We start from the raw sequence: 26,455 nt of genomic DNA on the forward strand, positions 1-26,455 counted from the left end.
CAGCGTTAAGGTAGTAAAAAGCCTAACTACAATCTTAAAGTAAATTATGTAGCTATCGTAACACCCTTGCACAACACTGATAATTAGCCGCACAGTTGAATCACTTTATATAATTAATTGATAATGCTAAGAGCCAATGAGCGAATGTTTTTTATTCTTTTATTTGAATTTAGCTCAGATCATTACTATTGTTTTTACACCCCCTTAATAGTAGTATTTATCATATAAATACTCTTTCGAGAAAAAACATGAAGGTTTTAGTCACAGGCGGTATGGGTTACATAGGTAGTCACACATGTATTGCATTACATGAAGCAGGCATTACGCCTGTTATTTACGATAACTTATCTAATGCGAGCCCTCGTGTACTTGATCAACTCGAAAAGATTACAGGCACCCGATTTGAGTTTATTTTGGGTGACATTCAAGACGAACAACAATTTAAACTCGCGCTAAAGCACACTAAAGCCGAAGCTGTATTTCACTTTGCTGCTTTAAAAGCGGTTGGGGAATCAACTGAGCAACCGCTTCGTTATTATCAAAATAATGTGTCGGGCACATTAAGTATGTTACAAAGCATGCAAGAAGCAGACGTTAATCACATTATATTTAGCTCATCGGCCACTGTGTACGGCGAGCCCGACTACTTACCTATTGACGAAAAGCACCCTATACGCGCAACTAACCCATATGGTTGGACTAAAGTTATGGTTGAACAAGCCATGCAAGATGTATGTAATGCCAACAGCAAATTTATGGGCATTGCACTGCGTTACTTTAACCCTGTAGGCGCACACCCAAGTGGTTTACTAGGAGAAAGCCCTAATGGCATTCCTAATAACTTAATGCCTTTTATTGCACAAACGGCGGTAGGCAAACGAGAGGTAGTTAATATTTTTGGTGACGATTACGACACTGAAGATGGCACCGGCGTGCGCGACTATATTCACGTTTTAGATTTAGCTAAAGGTCATGTAGCAGCATTTATGCAGCATAAAACAGATACCGCCTTTCATGCTTATAACTTAGGTACGGGGCAAGGTTATTCTGTACTTGATATGATTAAGGCATTTAGCGCATCAGCGGGTAAAAACATTCCTTATCAAAGTGCACCACGCCGTGCTGGCGATATTGCATGCAACTATGCCGATGCAACTAAAGCGCAAAATACGCTTAACTGGCACGCAAAACTAACACTTAACGACATGACAGACGATACATGGCGCTGGCAAACTAATTACCCTAGTGGGTTGGAGAGTTAATATGGCTTTATTAGAAAGTACTCACAGACGTAAAAATCCGCTAACGGGTCGTTGGGTATTAGTTTCACCACATCGTAATAACCGCCCATGGTTAGGCGCAACAGAAGCAGTTAGCGAAAGCGTATTACCAAAACACGATGAAAACTGTCCGCTTTGCCCAAGTAATACCCGTGCAAATGGCGACAGCAACCCAGATTATAAATACACACACGTATTTAGAAATGACTTTGGCGCATTAACACCTAATACCAGTAAGCAGCCACAAAGCACAGAGTCAGACAACGACTTATTTATTACCGACGAAGCCAGTGGCGAATGCCGCGTAATTTGTTTTTCTCCAGAGCATAATAAAACACTACCAGAGCTTAGCCAAAACGCGCTGCATGAAATAGTAAAAACCTGGAAACAAAATTACACAGAACTTACCGAGCAATATAAATGCGTACAAGTTTTTGAAAACAAAGGTGAGATAATGGGTTGCTCGCAGCCTCACCCTCATGGGCAAGTATGGGCTCACTCGCATTTATCAACCGAAATTGAAGCCGAAGACAACCAGCAGCTTGCCTATTATAAAAAGCACGGTACAGCCATGCTTGCCGATTACGTGCAAAAAGAGCAAGCAGATAAAACTCGCGTTGTATTCGAAAGCGAACATTGGCTTGTTGTTGTTCCATTTTGGGCTGCATGGCCGTTTGAAACAATGCTTGTAACTAAAGATAATATTCAAAACTTTAGCCAGCTAAATGATGCACAAACTGATTCATTAGCCCACGCATTAAAAGTATTAACAACTAAGTACGACAACGTATTTAATTGCAGCTTCCCATACTCAATGGGATGGCATAATGCTCCGGCTAATAGAGGCTCTGATGAGCAACATTGGTGTTTGCATGCACACTTTTACCCGCCGCTACTTCGCTCAGCAACCGTTAAAAAGCACATGGTAGGCTACGAAATGCTAGGCGAAAGCCAGCGCGATTTAAGCGCAGAAACTGCTGCCTCTATTTTACAAGCAGCGAGTACCACACATTATAAAGATACAGCAGGACACACAGATGAAGCTTAACGAATTCCAACAACAATTTTTGTCACTGTACGGTGCGCCTGCGCAAGGTATTGCTGCCGCTCCTGGTCGTGTAAACCTAATTGGTGAATTTACCGATTACAACGACGGCTTTGTTTTACCGTGTTCGTTGGAGTTTCGCACCCAAGTTATGTTTAAACAGCGCGACGACAACACAATTACAGTGCGCTCTTTAAATTACCCTGGTGAGCAAGACAGCTTCAGTATTGATGAGGCTATCAGCGAAGGTCAATCGCAATGGGGTAACTATATTCGTGCTGTGGCTTTTGTGCTTAAACGAGCAAGCCATACATTACGTGGTGCTGACCTACTTATTGATAGTAACTTACCGCAAGGCAGTGGCTTATCGTCATCTGCCGCATTAGAAGTTGCTGTTGGCGGCATGTTTAACCATATTGCACAATTAGGTTTAAAAGAAGAGCAAATAGCCCTGCTTGGTCAAGAAGCCGAAAATGACTTTATGCATTGCCAGTGTGGCATTATGGATCAGCTTATTTCAGCTAAAGGCGAGAATGGGCATGCACTTTTAATCGACTGTGAAAACCTAGCAACCAAATCGATTAAAGTACCTGATGATTTAAACATTGTTATTGTTAACTCAAATTACCCGCGTAAATTGGTTGATAGCGAATATAACCAACGCCGTATTGACTGCGAACAAGCCGCAGAAAAAATGGGTGTTAAAACACTTCGCCAAGCAACAATGCAAAAGCTGCAAGCTGCTAAAGTAACATTAAGCGAAAACGAATATAAACGTGCGCATCATGTTATTAGCGAAAACGATCGTGTAATAGCAGCAACAACTGCACTACAAAATAACGATATGGATGCGCTTCGCGAATTAATGGCTGCATCGCATCAATCGCTTAAACACGATTTTGAAGTAACCGTACCAGCAACCGATGGTCTAGTAGAAATTTGCAAAGAAGCTATGGGTGAGCGCGGAGCAGTACGTATGACTGGTGGTGGTTTTGGTGGCGCAATAGTATGTTTATGTCGCGATACTGAAGTGCCACTTATTAAAGCTGCAGTTAAACAGCACTACCACGCACGCTTTAACTTAAATGCTGATATTTACGTATGTTCAGCGGGCTCAGGGTTACAAATTACTTCTTTTTAAAACTAAAATAAAAAGGCAATAAATATGGCAAAGGTTAATTGGGGAATTATTGGATGTGGCAATATTGCCCACACCTTTGCTAAAAGCATTGCGCATTGCAGTGATGCACAACTTATTGGCGTGGCATCAACTAATAGCGATCGCGCTACTTCATTTGCAGCTCAATACGATGCTACCGGCTATGAGAGCTACCAAGCTCTTGCGCAATGCCCAAACATTGACGCTATATATATTGCTAACACCCACGACCAACACTTTAATGCTATTGCACTGTGCTTAACACACAATAAGCACGTGCTGAGCGAAAAACCAATTACCGTTAACGCCAAGCAATTACAAAACCTCAGTGAACTTGCAAAGCAACAAAACTGCTTTTTAATGGAAGGCGTGTGGATGCGCTTTTTACCGGCAATAATAAAGCTACAACAGCTATTAAGCGAAGGCATAATAGGTAAAGTACACAGCGTTAATGCTAACCTTAGTTTACCTGGTAGCTTTGTTGATACGCACCGCTTAATGAATCCTGCAACGGCTGGTGGCGCCCTACTCGATTTAGGTATTTACCCTATTTCGATTGCTGACGTGGTGTTTAACAAAGCCCCTGAGCAAATTAAATCATTAGTACATAAAAGCGTAACCGGTGTTGATGAGCGAAGTGTTGCTATTATTGATTACGGTAACGGACAATTTGCCCAGCTATCAAGTGCACTACAGCAAAGCGGCCCAACCGATGCATTAATTTATGGTGAGCATGGTTTTATTCGTTTACCTGAATTTGTAAGTGCTAAGCGTATAGAGCTATACATTAACAGCCAAGCTGCACAACAGTTTGATTTTGACTTTAACGATGATGAAAACTTTAAGTTTGAAATTGCGCATGTCACACAATGCATACTACAAAAACAAACTCAAAGTAGCGTACTTGGGCTTTCTACAAGTTTGCGCGTGATGAACATAATGGACTCTTTAAGAGCCCAATGGCAGCTGCAATACAGCCGTAACGTAGAATCAGCAGAGCTCAAAATTAAAAAATAAAAATACACAACAAGGATACACAATGACAACTACACACAAATTAAAAGGGCTTTCAAAAGCCATATTGTTAGCTACGTGCAGTCTATCTGCGAGTGTAGCTGTTGCTGCATCTAATGAGCCTGAGCAACTATATCCGCCAATCACTAGCGAAGTATTGCCAGAGCTTGCAGCTAAAGGAAGTTACAAAGTAGGCGTGCAGACACTTGATTTAGTTAACCCTGCGCAATTTGATCCTGCTACACAAACTCAAAAAGACCGCCCTTTAAAAATAGAAGTGTGGTATCCGGCTGCAAATACAGCCAATACTGAGCTTACAAGCTACAGCGATATAACTCGTACCGGTAAAAAGTTTACCCTGCAAGCCGACGCCATGCGCGATGTCGCAATTAATAATAAAGAGCACTACCCTGTTATAGTGCTTTCCCACGGTTATACCGGTTACCGCACAATTATGTACTACTTAGGCGAGCACTTAGCGTCTCACGGCTACATTGTTGCAGCGATTGATCATACTGATTCAACTAACGCTGATGTTGATTTTAAAAGCGCGCCGTTCTCAGGCTTTTTCAGCACCCTTATAAATCGCTCACGCGATCAGCAGTTTGTTATTAATTACTTTAACGAACAAAACAACTTTGCAAGTAAGCAAGTAGATAACAAAAGCGCTGGTGTAATTGGCTATTCAATGGGTGGCTATGGTGCAGTAAATACCATTGGTGGATGTTATGCATTTAATGAGCAAACAACGGCAATGTTTACTGGTATGAAAGACCCTGCTCAAATTCAAAAAGTACAACAATTACTAAACAGCTGCGCTGGTGGGCAATATCAAAATCCAAAAGTAGACCCACGTATAAAAGCAATGGTTGCCTTTGCACCATGGGGCGGACAGTACGCTATATTTGATGCCAAAGCTATGCAGAATATTAAAGTACCTTCACTTTATGTAGCTGGTAACTTAGATGACATTTCGGGTTATGAGGGCATTAAAAGCCTATATAACCAAACAGGCAGCCAAGATAAGTATATGCTTACTTACAAAAATGCCCGCCACAATATTGCACCTCACCCTGCTCCCGCTATTGCAAAAAGCAGTAGTGAATTAGATATAGGTCATTACTACGAGCCATCGTGGTCTATGCGTACAATTAACGAAACCAACAAGCACTTTGTACTTGCAATGATGGACTGCCATGTAAAAGGTATAACCAGCCAATGTGAATATTTAGACTTGCCACAAAACGGCGACCAAGCTGTAGTTGACGCTAAGCCACTGCCACAGTGGCGCGGGTTTGATAATCGCTTTTCTACCGGCATGGATTGGCAGCAAGCTAAACCACACGCTAAGTAACTTAACCAACACGGCTATTTTTTTAAATAGCCGTGCTCGCACTTAAAATTATCTAAAGTAAAACATCTTTTACTAAACAGTTATTAGTAAAAACAAGTACGTTTACTTTTTAGTCAGATATTTTAAGAAAAAACCATTGCCATTAGTCACAGTTAAAGGCAATCTAGCTATATATAAGATAAATAATATTAATAAATATGTCCAAATACATACTCTCAATTGATCAAGGAACCACAAGCTCTCGTGCCATCTTGTTTACAAAAGATGCAGACGTTTTTGGTACAGCACAACAAGAATTTCCTCAGCATTTTCCACAAAATGGCTGGGTTGAACACGATCCTAACGATATTTGGCAAACAGTGCTTAGCACCAGCCGCGAAGTACTCGCTAAAAATGATGTAAAACCTGAAGAAATTATCGCTATTGGTATCACTAACCAACGCGAAACCACTTTAGTGTGGAATAAAAAAACAGGCAAAACTATTTATAACGCGATTGTTTGGCAAGATAGACGCACCAGCGACTACTGCGAAAGCTTAACTACCGATGAGCTTTGCCAAACTATAAGCGATAAAACAGGCTTATTGCTCGACCCGTATTTTTCAGCCACTAAAATCCGTTGGATTTTAGATAATGTTGAGGGCGCACGCGAACAAGCGCTTGCTGGCGAACTTGCGTTTGGTACAGTTGATACCTACCTACTTTGGCAGCTAACTGACGGAAAAGAACATCGTACCGATGCAACCAATGCATCGCGCACTATGTTATTTAATATTCATACGCAGCAATGGGATCAAGAACTTCTAGAATTATTCGATATTCCAGAGTCGATGCTGCCAGAAGTGATGGACTCAGCTGATGAGTTTGGCTCAACGAGCGCTGATATTTTTGGTGCACCAATTCGCGTATGTGGTATAGCAGGCGATCAACAAGCAGCACTTGTTGGTCATGCATGTTTTGAGCAAGGCATGGCAAAAAGTACGTATGGTACGGGCTGCTTTTTAATGCTTAACACCGGCGAAAAAGCGCTTACTTCTGAAAACCGCTTACTAACTACCGTTGCCTATCGTTTAAATGGAAAACCAACCTACGCCATTGAGGGCAGTATTTTTATGGCGGGTGCAACCATGCAGTGGATTGTTGAAGGCTTAAAGTTACTTAGTCATGCTGGCGAAAGTGAGTCGATGGTAAAAGATGTACCGCTCGATCATGGTGTGTTTTTAGTTCCCTCGTTTACTGGTTTAGGCGCTCCTTACTGGGACCCTAATGCACGCGGCGCTATTTTGGGTCTTACGCGTGACTCAGGTATTAGCACCATAGTTGCTGCAGCGCTGCAATCGGTTGGCTATCAAACCAAAGATTTACAAAAAGCGATGGAACGTGACGGTTTGCGCCCAAGTGTGCTTCGCGTAGATGGCGGTATGGTTAAAAATAATTGGGTAATGACCTTTTTATCAAACATTTTAGGTGCCACTGTTGAGCGCCCTACAGTAACCGAAACAACCTCCTTAGGTGTTGCTTATTTAGCAGGCTTACAAACAGGTGTTTACGAGTCAACTGAGCAGCTATCTAAAATGTGGACATGTGACCGTCGTTTTGAACCAACCATGAGCGCCGACGAGCGCAACGATTTATATGCAAAATGGCAGCATTGCGTAGCCCAAGTGTGTTTAACAAATAAAAACTGCCCGCAGTAAATCCAAATGGCTAAAGCTACATTTTTAGTCATTTTGCCTTTTTAACCTCGTTAAATATTAGGTTAAAAAGGCGTGTTTTACTGCCCTAAATTACAAATGGATCAGCGCAAAAGTTAACTAATAAAAAACTGAGTTTTCTATTGTCAAATGAAAACAGCGGCTTTATGATGCTATATGTATTATTTATATTACAAATAAAAAAGGGTGCTCGGTGAAATTAGCAGATAACGAATATGACTTACTAGTCATCGGTGGCGGCGTAAACGGCACAGGCATAGCTGCAGATGCTGCAGGGAGAGGACTTAAAGTACTTTTGTGCGAACAGTCAGACCTAGCGTGTGCAACGTCTTCAAATAGCTCTAAGCTTATTCACGGCGGTCTGCGCTACCTTGAGCACTACGAATTTAGATTAGTAAAAGAAGCGCTAGCTGAGCGTGAAGTACTTTTAAAAAACGCTCCACACATTATGTGGCCGCTTACATTTAGATTGCCACATCAAAAGCATTTACGCCCAGCTTGGATGATTCGTATTGGCTTGTTTATGTACGACAATTTAGCTAAACGCGTTACCTTACCAGCATCTAAAAGTATAAAATTTGGTGAGCATAGCGTGTTAGAGCCTTCAATTACTAAAGGGTTTGAATACGCAGATGGTTGGGTTGATGACTCTCGTTTAGTTATTTTAAATGCACTAGCAGCGCAACAAAAAGGTGCTGTAATTGCCACGCAAACCAAGTGTGTAAAAGCGCATCGCGAAGAAAACAAATGGCAAGTAACTCTTGAGCAACAAAGTACTCAATCTCGCTATGCTATTTCGGCTAAAGGTATTGTAAATGCGGCGGGTCCTTGGGTTGCTAAATTATTTGATGAAGCACTTGAAGAAAAGTCGCCACAAAATATTCGCCTTGTAAAAGGTAGCCACATAGTAGTACCGCGCATTCACGACGAGCCACAAGCTTATATTTTACAAAACAAAGATCAGCGTATTGTATTTGTTATTCCGTTTGAAGATGACTTCTCACTTATTGGCACAACCGATGTTGAGCACAAAGGTGCCCCACAGGATGTAAAAATTAGTGAAGAAGAAATTGATTACCTTATCGATATCACTAATAACTACTTTAAAACGCCAATTAAACGCCAAGACATAGTGCATACTTTTTCGGGTGTACGCCCATTACTTGATGACGAATCAGTTAATGCACAAGCAGTTACTCGCGACTATAAACTAGAGCTTTCTAGCGAAGGTAAACACACGCCATTACTAAGCGTATTTGGCGGAAAAATTACCACTTATCGTAAACTTGCAGAAGCTGCGGTTAATAAGCTTGAAGATTTTTACCCACAAATGAGCGAAGCATGGACTAAGCATAGCGCTTTACCAGGTGGCGATTTTAGCTCGGTAAAAGCACTCAAAGCTCAATTGCAAACCCGCTATAATTGGTTACCACAAATACTGTTAAACCGCTTTTTACGTACTTACGGTACACGAGCTGAAAATGTTTTAGGTAACGCAAAGCAATTAAGCGATTTAGGGCAAGACTTTGGTCATAATTTATTTGCAGCAGAGGTCGATTTTTTATTAAACGAAGAATGGGCAGAAAACGCATATAACATATTATGGCGCCGTACAAAGTTAGGTTTGCGCTTTAATGAAGCCCAAACTGCATCGCTTAATAATTATATTGAACAAAGCAAAGCAGCTAAAAGCGCTTAATAATCTTTAATAATTTTTAATAACTTCCCGTAAAACCCCTTTATAGCTTAAGCGTTATAAAGGGGTTTTATTTTCTCGGTTATATAAAAAGTTAAAACCGCTCAATGTGGCTGCTTTAATATCAAACTCAGCACACTTAACGCCTATTTGATTAAGCGCAGTAGAAAAACATTTATTGAGCTGTTTAGTCCCCACTACTACAACTTGGGTATCACTTAGTAGCTGCCACTCGCTTGCATGGCGAGCTGCTCGTACGTCGCTGCCAATTAACACGCCCGATAAATAAGCTTTAGCTTGCACCGGTGTTAACTCTTTTGAAAGCTGACGAGTACGCACACTAAAAATACCATGCGCTAAATTACCGCTATCACTACCAAGAGTAAGCTCGCAGCCTTGTTCAAATGCTCTCCAATCAAAACAGCCTTCTTCACAGTCGCTTGGTATTAAAACACTTTGATGGCACAGTAAATCGTATAACTCGCCCGTCATTGCGGTTTTAAAGCAGATTATTTCACCATGGTTTATAAGTACCCACTTAGTATGTGTACCTGGTAAACACAGTAATATTTTACCCTGTTGATACTCTGGATTTTGTTTTAAAAACCCTAATATTTGCAGCTCTTCACCGCGCATTACATCAAACAACGTATTTTGTAAGGTGCATTTTGTGCCCGGTAACGCTTTAATAGTATGCCCTGCACAATCAAAGCTAATAGCAGCATCAAGTAAGCTTTCTGGATTAATAGGGCATTCTAAATAAGGCGTTTCATGCCAACCTATACTTGAGGTAATTTGCCCTGCAATGTAAACAGGTACTTTTCCGTATTGCTCACTCCAAGGCTCAATAGTATTGAGGAGAGTTTGCTCAAAATTTTGGCTAGATTTTACAACACCAGGTCCGTCTCGTTGCTCAAGCAACATGAGTGGTTGTTGTGCGTTAACACGGCACAAATAGGCGCGCAAATGACTGGTCCCCCAATCTACGGCTATAAAAAGAGATGAAGTAGTCAAACTTTAGAGTCTCCCACCGTCAATTTTAATACTTTGCCCGGTGATCATACTGCTTTCATCCGCCGCTAAAAACATCGCTAAGTTAGCAACATCTTCTGGAGTAACGAGCTTTTTAAGTGCCATGGCTTCCATCCATTTAACCTGCTCGGCTTGGGTAAACCAGCTTGCTAATTGGCGGTCGGTGGCAACCCAACCAGGTAAAATAGCATTTACCCTAATACCAAATTCGCCATAATCACGTGCTAATGCTTTGGTCATACCTATAAGCCCAGCTTTAGCCGTTACATAACCCGCCATTTGAGGCTGCCCCATAATGGCATTAATAGAGCTAAAGTTTATTATGCTACCGGCACCTTCTTGCTGCATAAACGACATAGCAACTTGCGAGGCAAAAAAAGCTGGATTTAAATTAATTTTCAGGCACTGATCCCAATCTTGAACGGTAACGTCTTCACTTGCTTGGCGACGATCGTTAGCTACGTTGTTAACTAATACATTTACGCTTCCAAGGGCTGCACACGCATCAACTAATGATTGCTGCAAAGCATGAGAGTCGGTTACATCTACTTGCCTGTACCATATGTTAGCATTTGGGAGATCGTTAATGAGCGCCTGCGCAGAATCATCGTCGATATCAATAAAAGCAACTTTAGCCTTTTGCTTAGCAAATGATTCGACCATTGCTCTTCCGATGCCAGAAGCACCACCAGTAATAAAAATAACTTTACCAGAAAGACTATGATATTGAGCTAGGGTGTTCAAATTCAACTCTCCATACAGCGCATTTTCAATTTTATTTAAACTCTTTATAAACTTACATTTACAGTATAAAGAGCCAAACTAAGTTGTTATTGCTGTGTTAAAATATTTAGCTAATAAAAAGTTTATATCATATCCTTACGTACATTAATATGATATATGATATATAACCAAGCAATAATGAACTCGGAAATTCGCACAATGAAAAGCCAACCTCGCCAAAACTTAACACACCAACTAACCCACGATTTGGGTTTTGCTATTGTGCGTGGCGTTTATCCTGTAAGTGAAGGTCTGCCATCAGAGGCTGACTTATGTATTAAATACGATGTGAGCCGCAGCGCCACTCGCGAAGCTGTAAAAATGCTCTCTGCTAAAGGGTTAATTTCATCACGCCCTAAGCAAGGTATTCGCGTATTGCCAGAAAGCAGCTGGAACATGTTTGATACCGACGTACTGCGTTGGATTTTAAGCAGCAAACCGTCACTTTCATTATTAAAAGAATTTACTCAGGTCCGTGTTGCTTTAGAGCCACAAGCCGCAGCGCTTGCTGCAATGACCGCAACTGAAGAGCAATTAGCTGAAATTGATAACGCCCTTGCACGCATGGCTGATGCCGATGAAGGATTAGACGATCCTCTTGAAGCAGATATTGCTTTTCATACCAGCATATTAGTGGCAAGTAACAATCGCTTTTTTGTACAATTAACTGAATTTATTAGCACCGCATTACGCGTAAGTATTCGCTACACTAACCATATTAAAGGTGTGCCAGGTGCTGATGTAGCAAAACATGCTGATATTTTAGATACAATTAAATCGCGTAATCCTGAGCGTGCAAAAAAAGCGGTAGAAACTATTTTAGAAGAAGCACTTGAGCTTATTGAATCAAAGCTGGTGTAGTAAAAAGTTACTTTTAACAGATTAAAAAAGGGAGCTAATTAGCTCCCTTTTTGCTGCCTACGTTAAAAACTAAGCTTTTGTAAGTTCAAAAATAAGTGATGTTTGTGGGAATGAGATTGGCATTTGTAAACCAAACTGCATTAGCGCTTCACCTGTAAACGTTTGACCATTTACCGCAGTCATAGAAGAGGGACGATATTCTTCAAATTTTACCGGCCACACTAAATTGAGTGTGTACTGCGCATCAGTATCCAAACCAACAAAACGCAATTTATTAGGCGCTGTACGCGGTGTTTCACGAACACTGTTATACGCAAATAACGCTTTTGTTTTTTGCTCATCAATTAAACCAAAGTTAATTGATAAATCGTCGCTATCAAGGCGGTATAAATCGGCGCTATGAATAAAGTCGCGATGCTCTTTGTGAAGTGCTATTGCCGCTTTAAGTGCATTGTATTCGTGATCGTTCAGTTCACGTGGGTCCATTTCTATCCCCATATGACCAAACAGTGATACCGCAGCACGCATTTCAATACTGACGTTACGCCCTGTAATATGACAATCTCGCGGACCTACGTGAGCGCCCATTACCGACGATGGGAAAAAGAACGAACACCCACGCTGTATTTCAAGGCGATCTAGCGCATCATTAGAATCTGACGTCCATACACGGTCTGTGTGTGCCAGTACACCATAATCTACGCGCGCACCACCAGACGAACAGCTTTCTATTTCAAGCCCTGGGTGCGCGGCTTTAATGCGGTCAATTAAACGATAAAGCGCCAATGTTTGCTGGTGCACCGCTGGTTTACCTGCAAAGTTTCCTGCATGGTTAATATCACGGTTCATATCCCACTTAATGTACTTAATAGTTGGATATTCAACTAAAATATCGTCAATTGCTTTGTATAAGTACTCAACAACCTCAGAGCGAGTTAAATCAAGTACTAACTGATTTCTAAAGCTCAATTGTTCGTTGTTTTCAGAGCCTAAAACCCAATCTGGATGCGCACGGTATAAATCGCTATCAGGGTTGACCATTTCTGGTTCAAACCAAATACCAAACTCCATACCCAAGCTATTTACATGGTCAATAATTGGTGATAAACCATCGGGGTAAATTTCATAATCTACTGTCCAATCACCCAGCCCCGCATTGTCGCCACGACGACCCTTAAACCAACCATCATCAAGTACAAAACGCTCAATACCTAACGGGGCTACTTTGTCGGCTAGTTGCTTAAGCGTGTCTACGTCGTGATCAAAGTATATGCCTTCCCACGTGTTGTAATGCACAGGGCGTGTTTTTTCACGTTGCGCTTGGCTAAGTAAATTAGCTTTAACAAAACGATGAAAATTACGAGAAAGCGCACTAAAACCCTCGCTCGAAAACGAGCCATAAATACTTGGGCTTTGATATGTTTGACCTTTAGCAAGCGTAAGCTCACCAGGTAATAATAACTCGCCCATTTGCACGTAACGACGACCTTCAGCTAAAAGCTCTGCGCGTAGTTTATTATTGCCGCTCCAACCAAAGTGAAAACCATAACACTCGCCGTGCTGCTCGCCTGCATTTTCGTTATGCACTAATAAGCCAGGGAATACATCGTGTGATGTTTTGCCTTTACGGTTTTCGCGTACAAAACTTCCTAAAAATAAATCAACCGATTGACGTTGAAACTCGTTTGACCAACGACCTTCAAAGCTCACTATTTTGCTTACGCTATCTGGTAACTGAAAAGTAGGTGCTGCACAGTAATTAACTTGTAGCGGTAAATCGCTTAAGTTAGTTAATACCGTATGCGCACTCAGTACATCGCTGTTGTAGTCGAGTGTAATGCTATGCACAAGTTCAATACCACGTAACTCATCAACACTTACAAACTCAACAGTTGAGCTGGTAGGTTGGCGAACTTCTTTAAGCGTTGGACCTGCTGACCATGCGATTGAGTCATTTACTAGTTCAAGACCTGGTGCGCCAGTAAAGCCTTCGCCCAATAATGGAGAAAGAGAAATAGGTGCCTCTTCAACAACTGCACATTTAACTTCTTGGCGAGTAGCAAGCTGAGTTAGCATTGCTTCTGTTGTTTGCTCAGATAGGCGCTTACCAAAATACAGTAACGCCGGTGTTTTGCTCTGGCAGTCGAAAATAACGGTGCTGTTAGCGCTGTCTAATCGAAAGAATGGTTTAATGTCGGCCATAATTCTCCTATCCTCTTAATCTATTACGAGTTAAATAATGCGAGTGTGTGAGTCAGTGATTTTGTGTGTAAACTCATTTATTATTGCTTGAGACACGATCGGTCAGACAGTGACTTTCAATAATAATAGTATATATCATATAAATTAGGTTTTAATAGTCTTTACATCACAAATAGTCAGATAAACTCACTGGAAGTACCACTGCAATAAAAAGTATTAAATTAACCTTAACTCAAAAGTACAGTTACTGCTTTTTGATATATATAAAAAATCGGCCAAGGAATTCCTATGACCGATTTTGTCAGCTTAAATTATCTTTAATCTATTTTTGTACTTGCGCTGCGCTATCTAGCTCCGGTGTTTTACCTGCCCACTGCGCGTTTAAACCAAACACCACTTTATTTACTATTAATGCAAAAGCCACACATACAATGAGGGTAATTGGCATTAAGTGAATGTAATGAATATCAGTATGTAGTGGTGAATTTGCAAACGTAAGCATACCGTACATAGCCACACCTAAAATTACCGCTGCAATACCCGCACGCGCATCAACATTTTTAAATAATAAGCCCACTACAAAAATAGAGAATATCGGCATACTTAATAAGCCATTTAATTGTTGTAGTAAGTTAATAATACTATCGGCTTGCTGGTAAATTGGCACAAGTACAAGCGTTAAGCTTGTTAGTAGCAATGTTACGTAACCACTTAGCTTTACAACACTTGGCTCTTTATTAAAGTAAGCTTCGTGAATATCACACACATACAATGCCGTTGCTGAGTTTAATAAGCTGTTGTAAGTAGATAGAACAGCTGCTGCCATTGCTGCTGCAAATACACCAGTCAACCATGTTGGCATTACGTCACCAACAATTCGACCATAAGCAGCGTCACCAATATCGCCATAAAGTTTAAAAGAAATAATACCCGGTAATACTACAATTGCAGGTACGATTAAAAAGCGAATGCCCGCTGCTGCAAATATACCTTTTTGCGCTTCTTTAACATTAGGTGCAGCCATTGCTCGTTGTGTAATTGTTTGGTTAGTACCCCAGTAATACATTTGAATAAAGATCATGCCGGTTAAAAGTGTTGGCCACGGAATAGGTGAATCAGCATCGCCAATTAATGTTAAACGTTCCTGTGGTATACCCGTAAAGTCATAATCAATGGCATTAAGTGCCAAAAACACCACTAAAACTGCCATACCGAGTACAAGCAAGCCGTTGTAAGTATCAGACACTGCAACTGCACGTAAACCACCAAAAAACGCATAAACAGCACCAACAATGGCAAATGCAGTGGCAATGTACATTAGCGGAATATCCACCTTAAACATGGTTTGCATAAATAGCGCACCAGAATAAATTACAGCCGGCATATAAATAAGCGCATTACCTAAAAAGAATAACCCCCCAATAACAGCGCGAATATGTTTGTTGTTATAGCGCTTTTCTAAAAGCTCCGTGGTGGTTGTACAGTTGTATTTGTAATAAACAGGAATGAACACTTTGGCTAAAATAATCAAACCTATAATTGCTGCAAGCTCCCACCAAACAAGCAAAGCCATTTGGTTACCATTCATACCTACAAGTTGGTCAGTACTTAAATTAGTTAATGTGATTGAACCTGCAACAAACATCCAAGTAAGGCCACCGCCTGCTAAAAAATACTCTTTGGTTTGGCTTTGTCCGTTATTACGATTTTGGCCTCGGCATTTCCAATAAGTAAGGCCACCAATTAAAGCGGTGACAAAAACAAAAACCACCAACTGTAAAATGTTATCTGACATGTGTGTGTCTCTTATATGTGTGTGAAAATAGACACGCTATAGCGCGTGCGCATCCCGACTTAGTTCTAATTTAATTTGCTTTAAAGGCTTAAGTTCTGGATGCAGATTATGAAGTTTTACTAAGGCATTGAGCTGAAAAAGTGAAATTAACATGCTATTTAGCACATTTAAGTAACCTTGCTTTTGTAAGCTAACAATAGTGTCGTTATCGAGCGTTTGCAGTTTGTCTTCGTCAACAGTGCTCAAACCTTGAATAGTTTGGGTTTCGCCTTGTTCAAACTGCAAAACAATATCAATATTTTTTATGAGTCCTAAACGTGCTAACTCTTGTGTAAATTGATAAGTGAGGTAGTCATTTTTTAAATCGCCCTCAAGTAGCTTTTGTTGTGCGCTTAAAAATAAACTTGGGTTTGCGTTTCCATCAAATAACGCTTCACCTTGAGTTGTATTTACTACTGAGCTTTGCTCATCTATAGCAACAAAGTAATCACTGCTATTAGCTTCGCGCGTTAATAAATAAAGTGGGTAGGATTGCATGCACACTGGTGTGTAAAGTGCCTGCCATTTTGTGTTATTTACCAATAAATTTTGATTTGCATTAAAACTAGTTAGCGCCGACAGTGTGTAGCTACCATTTTGTGCATTACGTGCAAAAAATACAGGGAGGTCGCACGTCATTTTAGCTACTTCAGTTGCTCTTAAATTAAGTAAATGCTGAGTTGAAGCGTAAATAGCTGCCGCATCGGGACTAATTTTTAATGCTTTGTGCTCTGTGTTTGATAATTCTTTAATTGCCATCTTCACACATCCTTAAACTGGGTTAGCTGCCAACCACTGCTCTATATAAGCGCGGTGCGGCGGCAAAGTTTGCAACATCTGCTGTGTTAGCTGGCTGTTACGTTCAATAATTTGTTTTGCTTGCGTATGCTGTGTATGTAAATACGCTTGCTTAGTAAAATCTGGCTTAAAGCCCATGCCGTATAAAACATATTGATAACTAGCGGCGGGAAATAACTCTAATGCGCCATGAAAGTCTTGAATAAGTGGACCGCGACTCCCCCAAACCAACAGGTCTTCTTGTAAGCTTTGTGGAATAGTGTCGGGTTTAACATGTGCTTGCCAATAAGGTTCTGAACGCTTAGTTAGCATGTAATGCAGCTTTAAAAAATCAATAATACGCTGCCAACGGTAACCCATTTGCTCGTTAAAGCGTTTAGCAACAATAGGCATTACTTGTGTATCGGCTGGCATATGCTCTGCAACAAAGCGCGCTGAAATTTCAACAAGCATAATAGCCGTCGCTTCAAGTGGCTCAACAAATCCTGCCGACATACCTATAGCAACACAGTTTTTATGCCAAAACTTTTCACGGTACCCTGATTCAAAACTGATTTTTCGCGCAGTTAAACCTTTTGCAGCATCGCCTAAGTAATGTCGTAGGTTTTGCTCAGCTTCGTCATCTGATAAGAACTTGCTTGAATATACATGCCCTACGCCACGGCGGTGAGTTAAACCAATATCCCAAATCCAACCTGCATTTTGCGCCGTTGCAATGGTATGACTGGCAAGTGTACGCTCGTTTTCATCGTAAGGAACTTGCATAGCGAGTGCGCTGTCGTTAAATAGCACGTGGTCCATTTTTTTAAATGGTACGTTGAGCGCTTGACCCAATAACAAAGATGAAAAGCCGGTGCAGTCTATAAATAAATCGGCGTTTATAATGTGAGTTTGATCTTTTAAGGTAAGGTGATTTATAGCGCCATCGTCATCAAGCTTAACGTGATCAACAGTGCCAATAATATGCTCTACGCCAAGCTTACTTTTACAATGCTGTTTAAGCATTTCAGCAAAAGCGCCTGCATCTAAATGATATGCGTAATTACAATTACCTTGATATTCACCCTGAGTAATTCCACGAGGAGCTAAGCTGGATTCGCAAATGTCATGCTGAAAGTTGGTTTGCTGTGCAAAGTTTTCAACATTATCTAAATAAGGGGCTAAATCTATTCGGCCATAGCCTAGCGGTACAGTAAATGGGTGGTAATAAAAGTCATCATTTCCATGAGTCCAATTTACAAATTTACCACCTTGCTTAAAAGTTGCGTTACAGGCTTTAAATACATCAACTTCGCGCAAACCAATTTGCTGAAGTGTATTTTTCATTGTTGGCCATGTGCCCTCGCCTACTCCAATAGTTGGAATATCAGAAGACTCAACTAGCATTACCTTTAAACCTTCACCAGATTGGCTTTGGTGATAAGAAGCAATAATAGCAGCACTTAACCAACCAGCTGTGCCACCACCTATTACTGCTACTGTTTTTACTGCTTTATTCATAGTGCGCTACTCTTTGAGTATTTATTGATAATATTTTATGTAACAAGTGCCCTTTTGGGCACTTGCTAAAATAGCTTTCATTAAAACAAATTTAATTAACTACACACTTAATGTGAGAGCAACCTTATTAGTAGCAGTACCTCATGAGGACTGCAATGAAAACTAAAAGGCTAACTAGGGCGTGTTTTGCCTAAAAGCAAAACACGCATCCGCAAATTTAATCTCGAAAGATAAACATGCCCTAACCTCTTTTTATCAATTAAAACGTTCCGCGAATACCAAATGCGTAACGTGAACCGTTATCTTCTACTGAGTAAATTTGATTATCGAAGCGTCCAGTTTGCACTAACTCTTCTTCGGTAATATTGATACCTTCAGCAAAAACCGTAAAGTTCTCGTTAATATCGTAACTTGCACTAATATCCCATTGACCGTATGTATCAACGTTCACTGGTTCACCATTAAAACCATTATCAACTAAGCGTAAAAAGCCTTCTCGGTTGTTAAATGCGATACGTGCTTGCCAGGTATCTTGCTCATAAAACAAAATTAAGTTTTGTGAGTCGCCTAAACCTTCAAGTGCAAATGTTTCTGTAGAATCTTCAGAAATACTAATGTCACTATCAACTACAGTTGCATTAGCAATAATACCAAAGCCATTATCAAAGATATGCGTTACACCAATTTCGTAACCAGTAACCTTAGCTGATTCACCATTTTGAGGGCGTGTTACGTTATATACTTCTGAACTACCATTTAGCTCATCAGTTGAAGCAACCACATCGCTTGAACATAAATCTGAGTTTGCAGTGCTACAGTTAAAATCTGGACCTGTTCTATCAGTAATATTGTATGTTTCGTCGTTCGTTAACGTCACAATAAAGTCGTCAACTTCTTTACTAAATACAGCAAAGCTAAACAAGTTAGCGTCGTTGTAATACCACTCATAAGAGATATCCCAGTTTTCTGATTGGAACGGCTTAAGGTTTGGATTACCACCACTTGCTGTTAAGTTTTGACGGCGAGGTTCGTTAAAGTTAGTTGCTGGCGATAACTGAGACATCGTTGGACGAGTAATACTATCGTACGCAGCAAAGCGTAAAATCATATTATCTTGTAGTTCAAATTTAACATTCATTGAAGGAAGTAAATTAGAGTAGCTAGTTCCCTCAGCAATATCTGTAGCCGGGCCAAATACGTTTGCAAATAATGTTGCATCAGATGTTGGAACAATATCAGAGATAAAACTTTGTACTGCCGCTACTTCAATATCAGTTTCAGAGTAACGCGCACCAAAGTTAATTGTTACAGGCATATCGGCTAAGTCAAAGCCCAGCGTAAAGTCCATGTATAAACTAGTAACGTCTTCGTTAATTTTATAACGGTTATTTTGCAGAGTTGGCTCAACAGGGAAGCCTTGATCCGCTAGGTAATCAAGCATTTTATCGCCATCGTAGCTGTAAAATGTATCAATTAAACCTGGAAAATAGTTACTTGCTGTATAGGCTTCAAAATCAATTGCATCAAGTGGTGCTTCTGTTCCGTAACCACAAAATTGACATTGGCTACCAAATACTTGAAAGCTCGCTTTTTCACGTTCTTGACGGTATGCACCAAAGTTTATTGCCTCAAGTGGTCCTCTGTCTGGTACGTATACAAAATCAGCTTTAAATTCTGTAATTTCATCTTCGTCAGTAAATTGATTACCAATTTCGTTATAGTGAAGACGCGCAAGACTCGGATCTGGCAATGAACCATTTTCAAAACCATCATGTATTACTGAAGGTACACTTCCTGTCCCATCAAAACTATAGCTATTAATAATGCCAACTACGTTGAAGCGGTCTTGACCCGCACGGTTATTTTCAGCTGTAGAATGCGATACATCTAAAACTGCTTTTAGCGATTCATTTACTTGCCAATCAACATTGATACCGTACGCTTTATTAGTTACATCGCGTGAATTACGTGTATGCGATACAAAGTCAGATGCCGGATCGCCACTACCTGAACTTAAACCAATTTCTTGTGTGAACGATAAAAGAGTGCCTGTTTCTGGGTCAATCGTTGCGCTACCAACACGATCTGGTTCAAACCAAGATGCTAAATCGCGTACTGTTGAGTCAACTTCAAATTTAGAAATTAGACCATCAACAGTTACTGTTACGTCTTCAGATGGTGCGTATTGCAATACTAAACTTGCGTTAGTACGTTCACGGTCTTGCTCATCAACTACTTGATCCCAGTTACGAGGGATATAAGCGTCTTCAAACAATACACCATCACGAGAGTTTGAAATTGTTTGACCACCACGCCAACCTGCTGTCAATATTTGGTTGTTTTGTAGTTTGCGTTGTTGATTCGTAATAGCAAAAAGTACGCCCAGCTTATCTTCATTAAATGTATTACTAATTAAAAACGAAGCTGATGGAGAGGTTTCTTCAGATAAGGTTTCATACATTCCCTTAACAGAACCAATTACATGTAAGCCACTAAAATCAAAAGGTCGTGCTGTGGTTACGTTAACCGTACCGCCAATACCGCCTTCTTGTAATTTTGCGCTATTACTTTTATAAATATCAGCACCGGTAATTTGGTCGGCTGCTAATACATCAAAATTAAATTCACGACCTGAACTATCAGTCGCTAATTGACGACCATTCACTAATACAGTATTAAATTGTGGACCAAAACCACGAATAGTTACGGCTTGCCCTTCACCACCACTACGGTCAATTGCAACACCCGTAATACGCTGTAGTGATTCTGCTACATTTAAATCAGGAAATTTACCAAGGTCCTCTGCTTTTATCCCGTCGGTTACAACATTAGACGCTTTTTTATCTAACATTGACGAACGTAAACTGCTGCGGATACCCGTTACTGCGATAACTTCAACATCTTCATTTACTACTGTAGGTGTGTCGCCTTCAGCTCCTTGGGCTGCAACGCTCCCGCTTGCCAATATGCCGGTGATAGCAATACTGAGTACGGTTTTCTTGTTGAACGATAACGTATTGTTAATTATCATTTTTAAAAACTCCTGATTGTGTGTAGTCATTGTGTCGTTGTGTGGTGTAAATAGCTTCAAATACTATTTATATTATAAATACTTTAAATTGATAAAAAGTGCAACCTTTTACTCAAGTTTGAGTAGCTTTTAATTACTATATTTTTTCTTTTTGTTTTCTTTAAATTAACATCAAAACATTGAGTTTGTTATGAAAATGCGTAAATAATAGTCTGGTTATATACTTCATCAGGTAATAAATTAGCTTTTGGAAAATTTTCACGGTTTGGAGCATCAGGCCAATTTTGCGCTTCTAAGCATAGCGCTTGGCGTGCTTTAAAAGGTAAATCAACAAAATTAGCCGTGTAAAGCTGCATACCAGGCTGGGTACTAAACAGTGCTAAATTAATATTGGTAAGTGTAGATGTTAATTTAGCCATTGCCTTAAGTTTGTTGTCATTTTTGTATACATAACAATGATCAAACCCAAAACCTGCGTCTAACTGTGGATGATTTTGTGACAGTGCACCACCCACTGGTTTAGCCTGTGTAAAGTCAAAGCAACTATTTTTAACAGCAGCTGCCTCTTCAAATGGAATACTGTTGTCATCAATAGGTAAGTAATGCGTAGCGTTAACTTGCAATAAATGATTAGTGATAGTATCGCTGCCTTCAAGATTGAAATAGCAATGATTGGTAAGGTTTACGAGGGTTTCTTTATCGCACGTAGCTTTAAAGCATAATGCTAATTGACCGTTAGTTGCAGTAATCGTTTGCCACACTTCTAATTGACCAGGAAAACCCTCCTCGCCATCTTCGGCGCAATAGTAAAGCTCAACCTCATTCTCGCTTTGCTGAATAACTTGCCAAAGTGCCTTATTAAAGCCCTTTACGCCGCCATGCAAACTATTAGAACCGTTGTTTTTTTCTAACTGATACGGCGTACCTGATAAGCTAAAATGCCCCTCGGCAATACGATTAGCATATCGACCAACGGTAGCGCCTAAATAAAATGGGTTTTCAAGATAGTAATGCGGATCGTCTACGCTAAGTGTCATTTCTTGATTTTTAAATTTAATACTTTTTATTATTGCGCCAAATGGCAAAATCTCAGCTGTTAAATTTTCACCATCACTAAGTTGAATAACCTGTAAAGGTTCATTATTGGCAACAGATATCACGCACATTCTCCAATCAAATACCGAACTAACATTACCTGCTATAACGGTGCAACAATATATATTATAAATAGTATATAACTAGCACTTGTAACTCAATCTAAATGCGTTAAAAAAATCACGATAAAAATTTACAGCTGCCATTATTTATTTACACAAGGCGAGTAAATTAAATACTTATTGTTTTTAACCCCCTAAAAATCACACCTAATTAACTAACACGTCAAAATAAATAAAAAGATAAATATAATTATAGACTTAAGAAAACCCAACCAATCGACATATGTTAAAGTTTTATTAAACCACTCTTTTATTTGGAAAATTACCACTCCTACTTTGTTTAGTTGATGTCTGCACCATTTAATCCAGCTTAATCGCTGCGTGTGCACTTTGTTTTTAGTATTTATAAACATTAACTGAGAGAAGAAAGGAATTATGATCCCATTTAAACTTAATAAACTGAGCATATTAGTTGGCGCTGTATCTGGCACATTCATATTAGCAAGTAGCCCTATACATGCTGCTCAAAGTGATAAAGTTCAGCAAGAAATGGAAGCGATCACGGTAACAGGCTACCGTTCTAACCTAGCCCGTAGTAAAGAACTCAAAAAAAATGCCATTGGCTCGCAAGACAGCATACTCGCTGAAGATATTGGCGAATTCCCTGATGCTAACTTAGCAGAGTCACTACAGCGTGTACCGGGTGTATCTATTTCGCGTGACTCAGGTGAAGGTCGTCAAATATCGCTACGTGGATTGGGTCCTAATTTTACACGCACACGCTTAAATGGCATGGAAGCACTTTTTACAAGCGATTCAGGTATTGACCAACGTGGTGGTGCATCTCGCTCTCGAGATTTTGATTTCAGTATTTTTGCCTCAGAACTATTTAATCGCGTAGATGTTTATAAGTCGTATGATGCGTCATTAGATGAAGGGGGTATTGCCGGTACTGTTGATTTACATACTGCAAAACCTTTTGATAATTCTGAAGAAGGGCTACAAGGTGCTGTAAGTGTAAAAGGTATTTATAATGATAGAACAGAGCATTCAGACCCTCGCTTTGCTGGTTTGTTATCAAATACTTGGGGGAATTTTGGTGCGCTCGTATCGGTTGCTTATTCTGAAGTAGATACAATTGAAGAAGGCTATCATGTGTGGTCTTGGAAACAAGCGAGCTTTGGTGATGATAATGTTGCAGATTCAGTCGATGCCGATATCAAAAACCGTTTAGTCAATGCCACGGGCAATGACCGAGTGTTTGTATCTCGCGCTAATAACATTGCATCTTGGGCTAATACACGAAAACGTACCGGTATTACCGCTGCATTCCAATGGCAACCTTCTGATGCAATGTCTTTTGATTTGGATATTTTGTACGGAAAGCTATCTAACGATCGCATTGAAAACCAATTATCAACAGCGGGCACAAACGCATTTACTGGCGATGTGACGGCAAATCAGTTACTCGTTGATGCAGCCATTGAAGGTGACGATTTAGTATACGCCTCATTTGAAGGTCTTGATTTACGTACCGAGTCAAAAGTAAGTTTTGGCGAAACTGATTTTCATCAAATATCACTCAGTGGCAATTTTGAATTAACCAATAAACTCTACATGACAACCATGTTTGGTTTATCAAAATCTACTTTTGAGCAACCTATAAACGATAAAGTTTTTAGTGAATCTGTCGATCATGCGTTTTCTGTTGATTGGCGCAATGCTAAATATGGTCAAAATACTTACGACTTCGATATTACCGACATCGACCAGTGGGCATTAATGCGAACTGATGTCCGCGAAGATGAAATAAGCAATGAATACAACACGTATCAAGTTGATTTTAATTACGAACTCAATGATGTGCATTCATTTAAGTTTGGTCTTCAGTCTAAAAACTATCAATCAGATGGTTTTGAACGCAGAGACCGTGTTGATTGGGAAAATGACCCAAATTCACCTGAAGCTGTTTTTCAACTAACTAATATTCCAATTTTACATGACTATGTTATTGCAAATAACCAAGCAACTTTTGAGCGTGTTGTTGCAACAGGTTTAATTTCTCGCGAGTTAGACGCCTCTCATAATCGCCCTGGTACTGTATATCAAATTGAAGAAGATACTATTGGGGTTTATGCACAGTATGTATGGAACACCGAAATAAGTAACTTCCCAATTAGAGGTAACTTAGGTTTACGTTGGTATGAAACTGAACAAACATCGAGCGGGGAAGTTAATACTGGAACAGGTTTTGAACAAATTGAATTTAGTAAAACCTATTCCGATTTACTACCAAGCTTAAATATTGTTGCTGATATTTCTGATAATTGGTTAGTACGCTTTGGTGCAAATCGCAATATTTCTCGACCAAATTTAGATCAACTAAAAGCCGCAGGACAAGTGGGTGTTGCAGATCAATTTATTAGTGCTGGTAACCCTAACTTAGAGCGCTTTGTTGCTGATTCATTCGAAACATCATTTGAGTTTTATGGTGATTCGTCAAGCTTAGCTATTGCAGTGTTTCATAAAGATATGGAGTCATTTATTGTCCAACAATCAGTGACCCTACCTTATGAGCAAACGGGTTACCCTCTAGAGTTTTTAGATTTTGACCCGCGCGTAAATGCGCAATCTGAGTTTACCGTTTCACAACCTATTAATGGTGATTCTACAGATGTTACTGGTTTAGAAATTGCGTTTCAAATGGACTTTGATTTTTTACCAGAGCCATTTAATTACTTAGGAATGCTCGGTAATGTAACCATTGCTGATGGCGAAACTATTTTATTTAATGAAGGTGAACGCATCAGCGTTACACCACCTGGCTTATCTGAGCTGTCTCACAATTTTACCCTTTACTATGAAACCCCCCGTTGGGGCATGCGTGTTTCGAGCTCTTATCGTGATGAATATATTACAGGGGAAGGCTCAGAGCAAAACATTGTTGCCGGATATAATGAAACAACGTTTGTTGATTTTAAATCGTTTATGAATATTACAGAGCAAGTAAAAATAACCTTTGAAGCGACGAACTTAACCGATGAAGCAATTCGACAATTCCTCGATCACAGAACTCAATCCTACTCACAAAGTGGCCGCAATTTTGCGTTAGGTATGTCGTATAAATTTTAGCTCTCACCTCTTAACTGGCTGCTTTTGCAGCCAGTAACTTTAAGGAAAAAAGTTATGCAAAAATACACTGTTTCATTACTCATTAATTTATTACTGCTTTTGGTTTGCTGCCCATCAATTGCTGCAAATGACACATTTACTTTAGGTGTTATTGCCGATTGCCAATATGCAGAACAAGCCAATAAAGGTACTCGACACTATACATCTTGCCCTCAAAAGTTCAGCACTGCCGTTGAGCAATTTAATCAACACCCTTTATCGGGTGTATTGCATTTAGGCGACTTTATCGACCGTGAATTTAAAAGTTTTACCCCGTTAAATACAATATCATCGTCGCTTAATACTCCCCTTTATCATGTATTAGGAAACCATGAATTCTCGGTAGATGATAAGTTTAAAATGCGCATAACTAACACTTTAAATATGCCATCGCGCTACTACAGTTTTGAAATAAATAATTGGCTCTTTATTGCTTTAGATGGCAACGATGTGAGCACTTACGCATGGCCTAAAAATAGTAAAAAACATCAACAAAATATGACCTTGTTTAACTCTCAATATAAAGGACACGAAGATTGGAATGGCGCAATTGGTATAAAACAACTTAAGTGGTTAGAAGAAAAACTAAAAATAGCGCAAGTAAAAGAACAACCTGTTGTACTACTGAGTCACTTCCCTATATTTCCTGAAAACAACCATAACCTATGGAACGCGCAAGAAGTGCTAACCCTTATTCATAGGTTGGATCTTAAGGAATAAAACTTGAAAACATGCTCTGAATTTGATCTGATAGTAATCGCCAAACCACTATCTATCCCAAAAGCAGAGCATGAATAAATATAATACTGAGTTAAACAAAATA

General features: G+C 39.9%; 18 protein-coding genes. 10 read left to right on the top strand and 8 right to left on the bottom strand.

Going from position 1 to position 26,455, the window contains the following annotated elements; all coding sequences use genetic code 11:
* Positions 1-248 precede the first annotated feature (248 nt).
* The 7 genes from galE (at position 249) to glpD (ending at position 9,266) form a co-directional block, all read left to right on the top strand.
* Positions 249-1,262, top strand: coding sequence for a UDP-glucose 4-epimerase GalE (galE, locus tag I6F65_RS14315; RefSeq protein WP_197113502.1), 1,014 nt, complete (start codon positions 249-251; stop codon positions 1,260-1,262).
* Between the two features lies 1 nt (position 1,263).
* Positions 1,264-2,328, top strand: coding sequence for a UDP-glucose--hexose-1-phosphate uridylyltransferase (locus tag I6F65_RS14320; protein ID WP_197113505.1), 1,065 nt, complete (start codon positions 1,264-1,266; stop codon positions 2,326-2,328).
* Positions 2,318-3,466 carry a galactokinase gene (gene galK, locus I6F65_RS14325; protein WP_024610421.1) on the top strand — a complete coding sequence of 383 codons (1,149 nt, stop codon included), beginning with the start codon at positions 2,318-2,320 and terminating at the stop codon, positions 3,464-3,466. The genes I6F65_RS14320 and galK overlap by 11 nt, the downstream gene beginning before the upstream one ends.
* A gap of 24 nt (positions 3,467-3,490) precedes the next feature.
* Entirely contained in the window at positions 3,491-4,501 is a 1,011-nt protein-coding gene (locus tag I6F65_RS14330) for a Gfo/Idh/MocA family protein (protein ID WP_197113508.1), read from the top strand.
* Positions 4,502-4,523: 22 nt separating this feature from the next.
* Positions 4,524-5,852: a dienelactone hydrolase family protein gene (locus I6F65_RS14335; protein ID WP_197113511.1), complete on the top strand. Its 1,329-nt coding sequence runs from the start codon at positions 4,524-4,526 to the stop codon at positions 5,850-5,852.
* A 197-nt stretch (positions 5,853-6,049) separates the two neighbouring features.
* Positions 6,050-7,549 (top strand): glycerol kinase GlpK, encoded by a 1,500-nt coding sequence (gene glpK / locus I6F65_RS14340; protein WP_033024294.1) that lies wholly within the window; start codon positions 6,050-6,052, stop codon positions 7,547-7,549.
* 211 nt (positions 7,550-7,760) lie between these two features.
* Positions 7,761-9,266: a glycerol-3-phosphate dehydrogenase gene (gene glpD / locus I6F65_RS14345; RefSeq protein ID WP_024610417.1), complete on the top strand. Its 1,506-nt coding sequence runs from the start codon at positions 7,761-7,763 to the stop codon at positions 9,264-9,266.
* A gap of 54 nt (positions 9,267-9,320) precedes the next feature.
* Here the strand turns inward: glpD and I6F65_RS14350 are convergent, their stop codons facing one another.
* Together I6F65_RS14350 and I6F65_RS14355 are read right to left on the bottom strand one after the other, a co-directional pair.
* The gene (locus I6F65_RS14350; RefSeq protein WP_024610416.1) at positions 9,321-10,277 is read right to left on the bottom strand and encodes a 2-dehydro-3-deoxygalactonokinase; all 957 of its coding nucleotides are present in this window, start codon (positions 10,275-10,277) and stop codon (positions 9,321-9,323) included.
* A gap of 3 nt (positions 10,278-10,280) precedes the next feature.
* Positions 10,281-11,039, bottom strand: a complete 759-nt coding sequence (locus tag I6F65_RS14355; RefSeq protein ID WP_197113514.1) for an SDR family NAD(P)-dependent oxidoreductase — start codon at positions 11,037-11,039, stop codon at positions 10,281-10,283.
* Between the two features lie 198 nt (positions 11,040-11,237).
* Between I6F65_RS14355 and I6F65_RS14360 the strand changes: the two genes are divergently transcribed.
* Positions 11,238-11,939, top strand: a complete 702-nt coding sequence (locus I6F65_RS14360; protein WP_024610414.1) for a FadR/GntR family transcriptional regulator — start codon at positions 11,238-11,240, stop codon at positions 11,937-11,939.
* A gap of 69 nt (positions 11,940-12,008) precedes the next feature.
* Here I6F65_RS14360 and I6F65_RS14365 read toward each other — a convergent pair whose 3' ends face one another.
* The 6 genes from I6F65_RS14365 to I6F65_RS14390 all read right to left on the bottom strand — a co-directional run bounded on the left by I6F65_RS14365 (position 12,009) and on the right by I6F65_RS14390 (position 22,464).
* Positions 12,009-14,141: an alpha-galactosidase gene (locus I6F65_RS14365; protein ID WP_024610413.1), complete on the bottom strand. Its 2,133-nt coding sequence runs from the start codon at positions 14,139-14,141 to the stop codon at positions 12,009-12,011.
* A 322-nt stretch (positions 14,142-14,463) separates the two neighbouring features.
* Positions 14,464-15,936, bottom strand: coding sequence for an SLC5 family protein (locus I6F65_RS14370; RefSeq protein ID WP_024610412.1), 1,473 nt, complete (start codon positions 15,934-15,936; stop codon positions 14,464-14,466).
* Positions 15,937-15,972: 36 nt separating this feature from the next.
* Positions 15,973-16,734 carry a SapC family protein gene (locus I6F65_RS14375; RefSeq protein WP_166109361.1) on the bottom strand — a complete coding sequence of 254 codons (762 nt, stop codon included), beginning with the start codon at positions 16,732-16,734 and terminating at the stop codon, positions 15,973-15,975.
* Between the two features lie 12 nt (positions 16,735-16,746).
* Positions 16,747-18,273: a tryptophan halogenase family protein gene (locus I6F65_RS14380; protein ID WP_024610410.1), complete on the bottom strand. Its 1,527-nt coding sequence runs from the start codon at positions 18,271-18,273 to the stop codon at positions 16,747-16,749.
* Positions 18,274-18,532: 259 nt separating this feature from the next.
* Positions 18,533-21,304, bottom strand: a complete 2,772-nt coding sequence (locus I6F65_RS14385; RefSeq protein WP_166109363.1) for a TonB-dependent receptor — start codon at positions 21,302-21,304, stop codon at positions 18,533-18,535.
* A gap of 188 nt (positions 21,305-21,492) precedes the next feature.
* Positions 21,493-22,464, bottom strand: coding sequence for an aldose epimerase family protein (locus I6F65_RS14390; protein ID WP_197113517.1), 972 nt, complete (start codon positions 22,462-22,464; stop codon positions 21,493-21,495).
* Between the two features lie 432 nt (positions 22,465-22,896).
* Between I6F65_RS14390 and I6F65_RS14395 the strand changes: the two genes are divergently transcribed.
* The gene (locus I6F65_RS14395; RefSeq protein WP_197113520.1) at positions 22,897-25,593 is read left to right on the top strand and encodes a TonB-dependent receptor; all 2,697 of its coding nucleotides are present in this window, start codon (positions 22,897-22,899) and stop codon (positions 25,591-25,593) included.
* Positions 25,594-25,647: 54 nt separating this feature from the next.
* Positions 25,648-26,352 (top strand): metallophosphoesterase, encoded by a 705-nt coding sequence (locus tag I6F65_RS14400; protein WP_231613198.1) that lies wholly within the window; start codon positions 25,648-25,650, stop codon positions 26,350-26,352.
* Positions 26,353-26,455: the final 103 nt, after the last annotated feature.

This window comes from Pseudoalteromonas sp. SWXJZ94C (assembly GCF_015864385.1).
Taxonomy (GTDB): Bacteria; Pseudomonadota; Gammaproteobacteria; order Enterobacterales; family Alteromonadaceae; genus Pseudoalteromonas.

Excerpts from the sequence above, each read along its gene's own strand:
- I6F65_RS14370 (WP_024610412.1), bottom strand. The coding sequence starts at position 15,936 with ATGTCAGATAACATTTTACAGTTGGTGGTTTTTGTTTTTGTCACCGCT.
- I6F65_RS14380 (WP_024610410.1), bottom strand. The coding sequence starts at position 18,273 with ATGAATAAAGCAGTAAAAACAGTAGCAGTAATAGGTGGTGGCACAGCT.
- I6F65_RS14400 (WP_231613198.1), top strand. The coding sequence starts at position 25,648 with ATGCAAAAATACACTGTTTCATTACTCATTAATTTATTACTGCTTTTG.
- galE (WP_197113502.1), top strand. The coding sequence starts at position 249 with ATGAAGGTTTTAGTCACAGGCGGTATGGGTTACATAGGTAGTCACACA.
- glpK (WP_033024294.1), top strand. The coding sequence starts at position 6,050 with ATGTCCAAATACATACTCTCAATTGATCAAGGAACCACAAGCTCTCGT.
- I6F65_RS14360 (WP_024610414.1), top strand. The coding sequence starts at position 11,238 with ATGAAAAGCCAACCTCGCCAAAACTTAACACACCAACTAACCCACGAT.
- I6F65_RS14385 (WP_166109363.1), bottom strand. The coding sequence starts at position 21,304 with ATGATAATTAACAATACGTTATCGTTCAACAAGAAAACCGTACTCAGT.
- I6F65_RS14365 (WP_024610413.1), bottom strand. The coding sequence starts at position 14,141 with ATGGCCGACATTAAACCATTCTTTCGATTAGACAGCGCTAACAGCACC.
- I6F65_RS14395 (WP_197113520.1), top strand. The coding sequence starts at position 22,897 with ATGATCCCATTTAAACTTAATAAACTGAGCATATTAGTTGGCGCTGTA.
- I6F65_RS14330 (WP_197113508.1), top strand. The coding sequence starts at position 3,491 with ATGGCAAAGGTTAATTGGGGAATTATTGGATGTGGCAATATTGCCCAC.
- I6F65_RS14335 (WP_197113511.1), top strand. The coding sequence starts at position 4,524 with ATGACAACTACACACAAATTAAAAGGGCTTTCAAAAGCCATATTGTTA.
- I6F65_RS14375 (WP_166109361.1), bottom strand. The coding sequence starts at position 16,734 with ATGGCAATTAAAGAATTATCAAACACAGAGCACAAAGCATTAAAAATT.
- I6F65_RS14320 (WP_197113505.1), top strand. The coding sequence starts at position 1,264 with ATGGCTTTATTAGAAAGTACTCACAGACGTAAAAATCCGCTAACGGGT.
- galK (WP_024610421.1), top strand. The coding sequence starts at position 2,318 with ATGAAGCTTAACGAATTCCAACAACAATTTTTGTCACTGTACGGTGCG.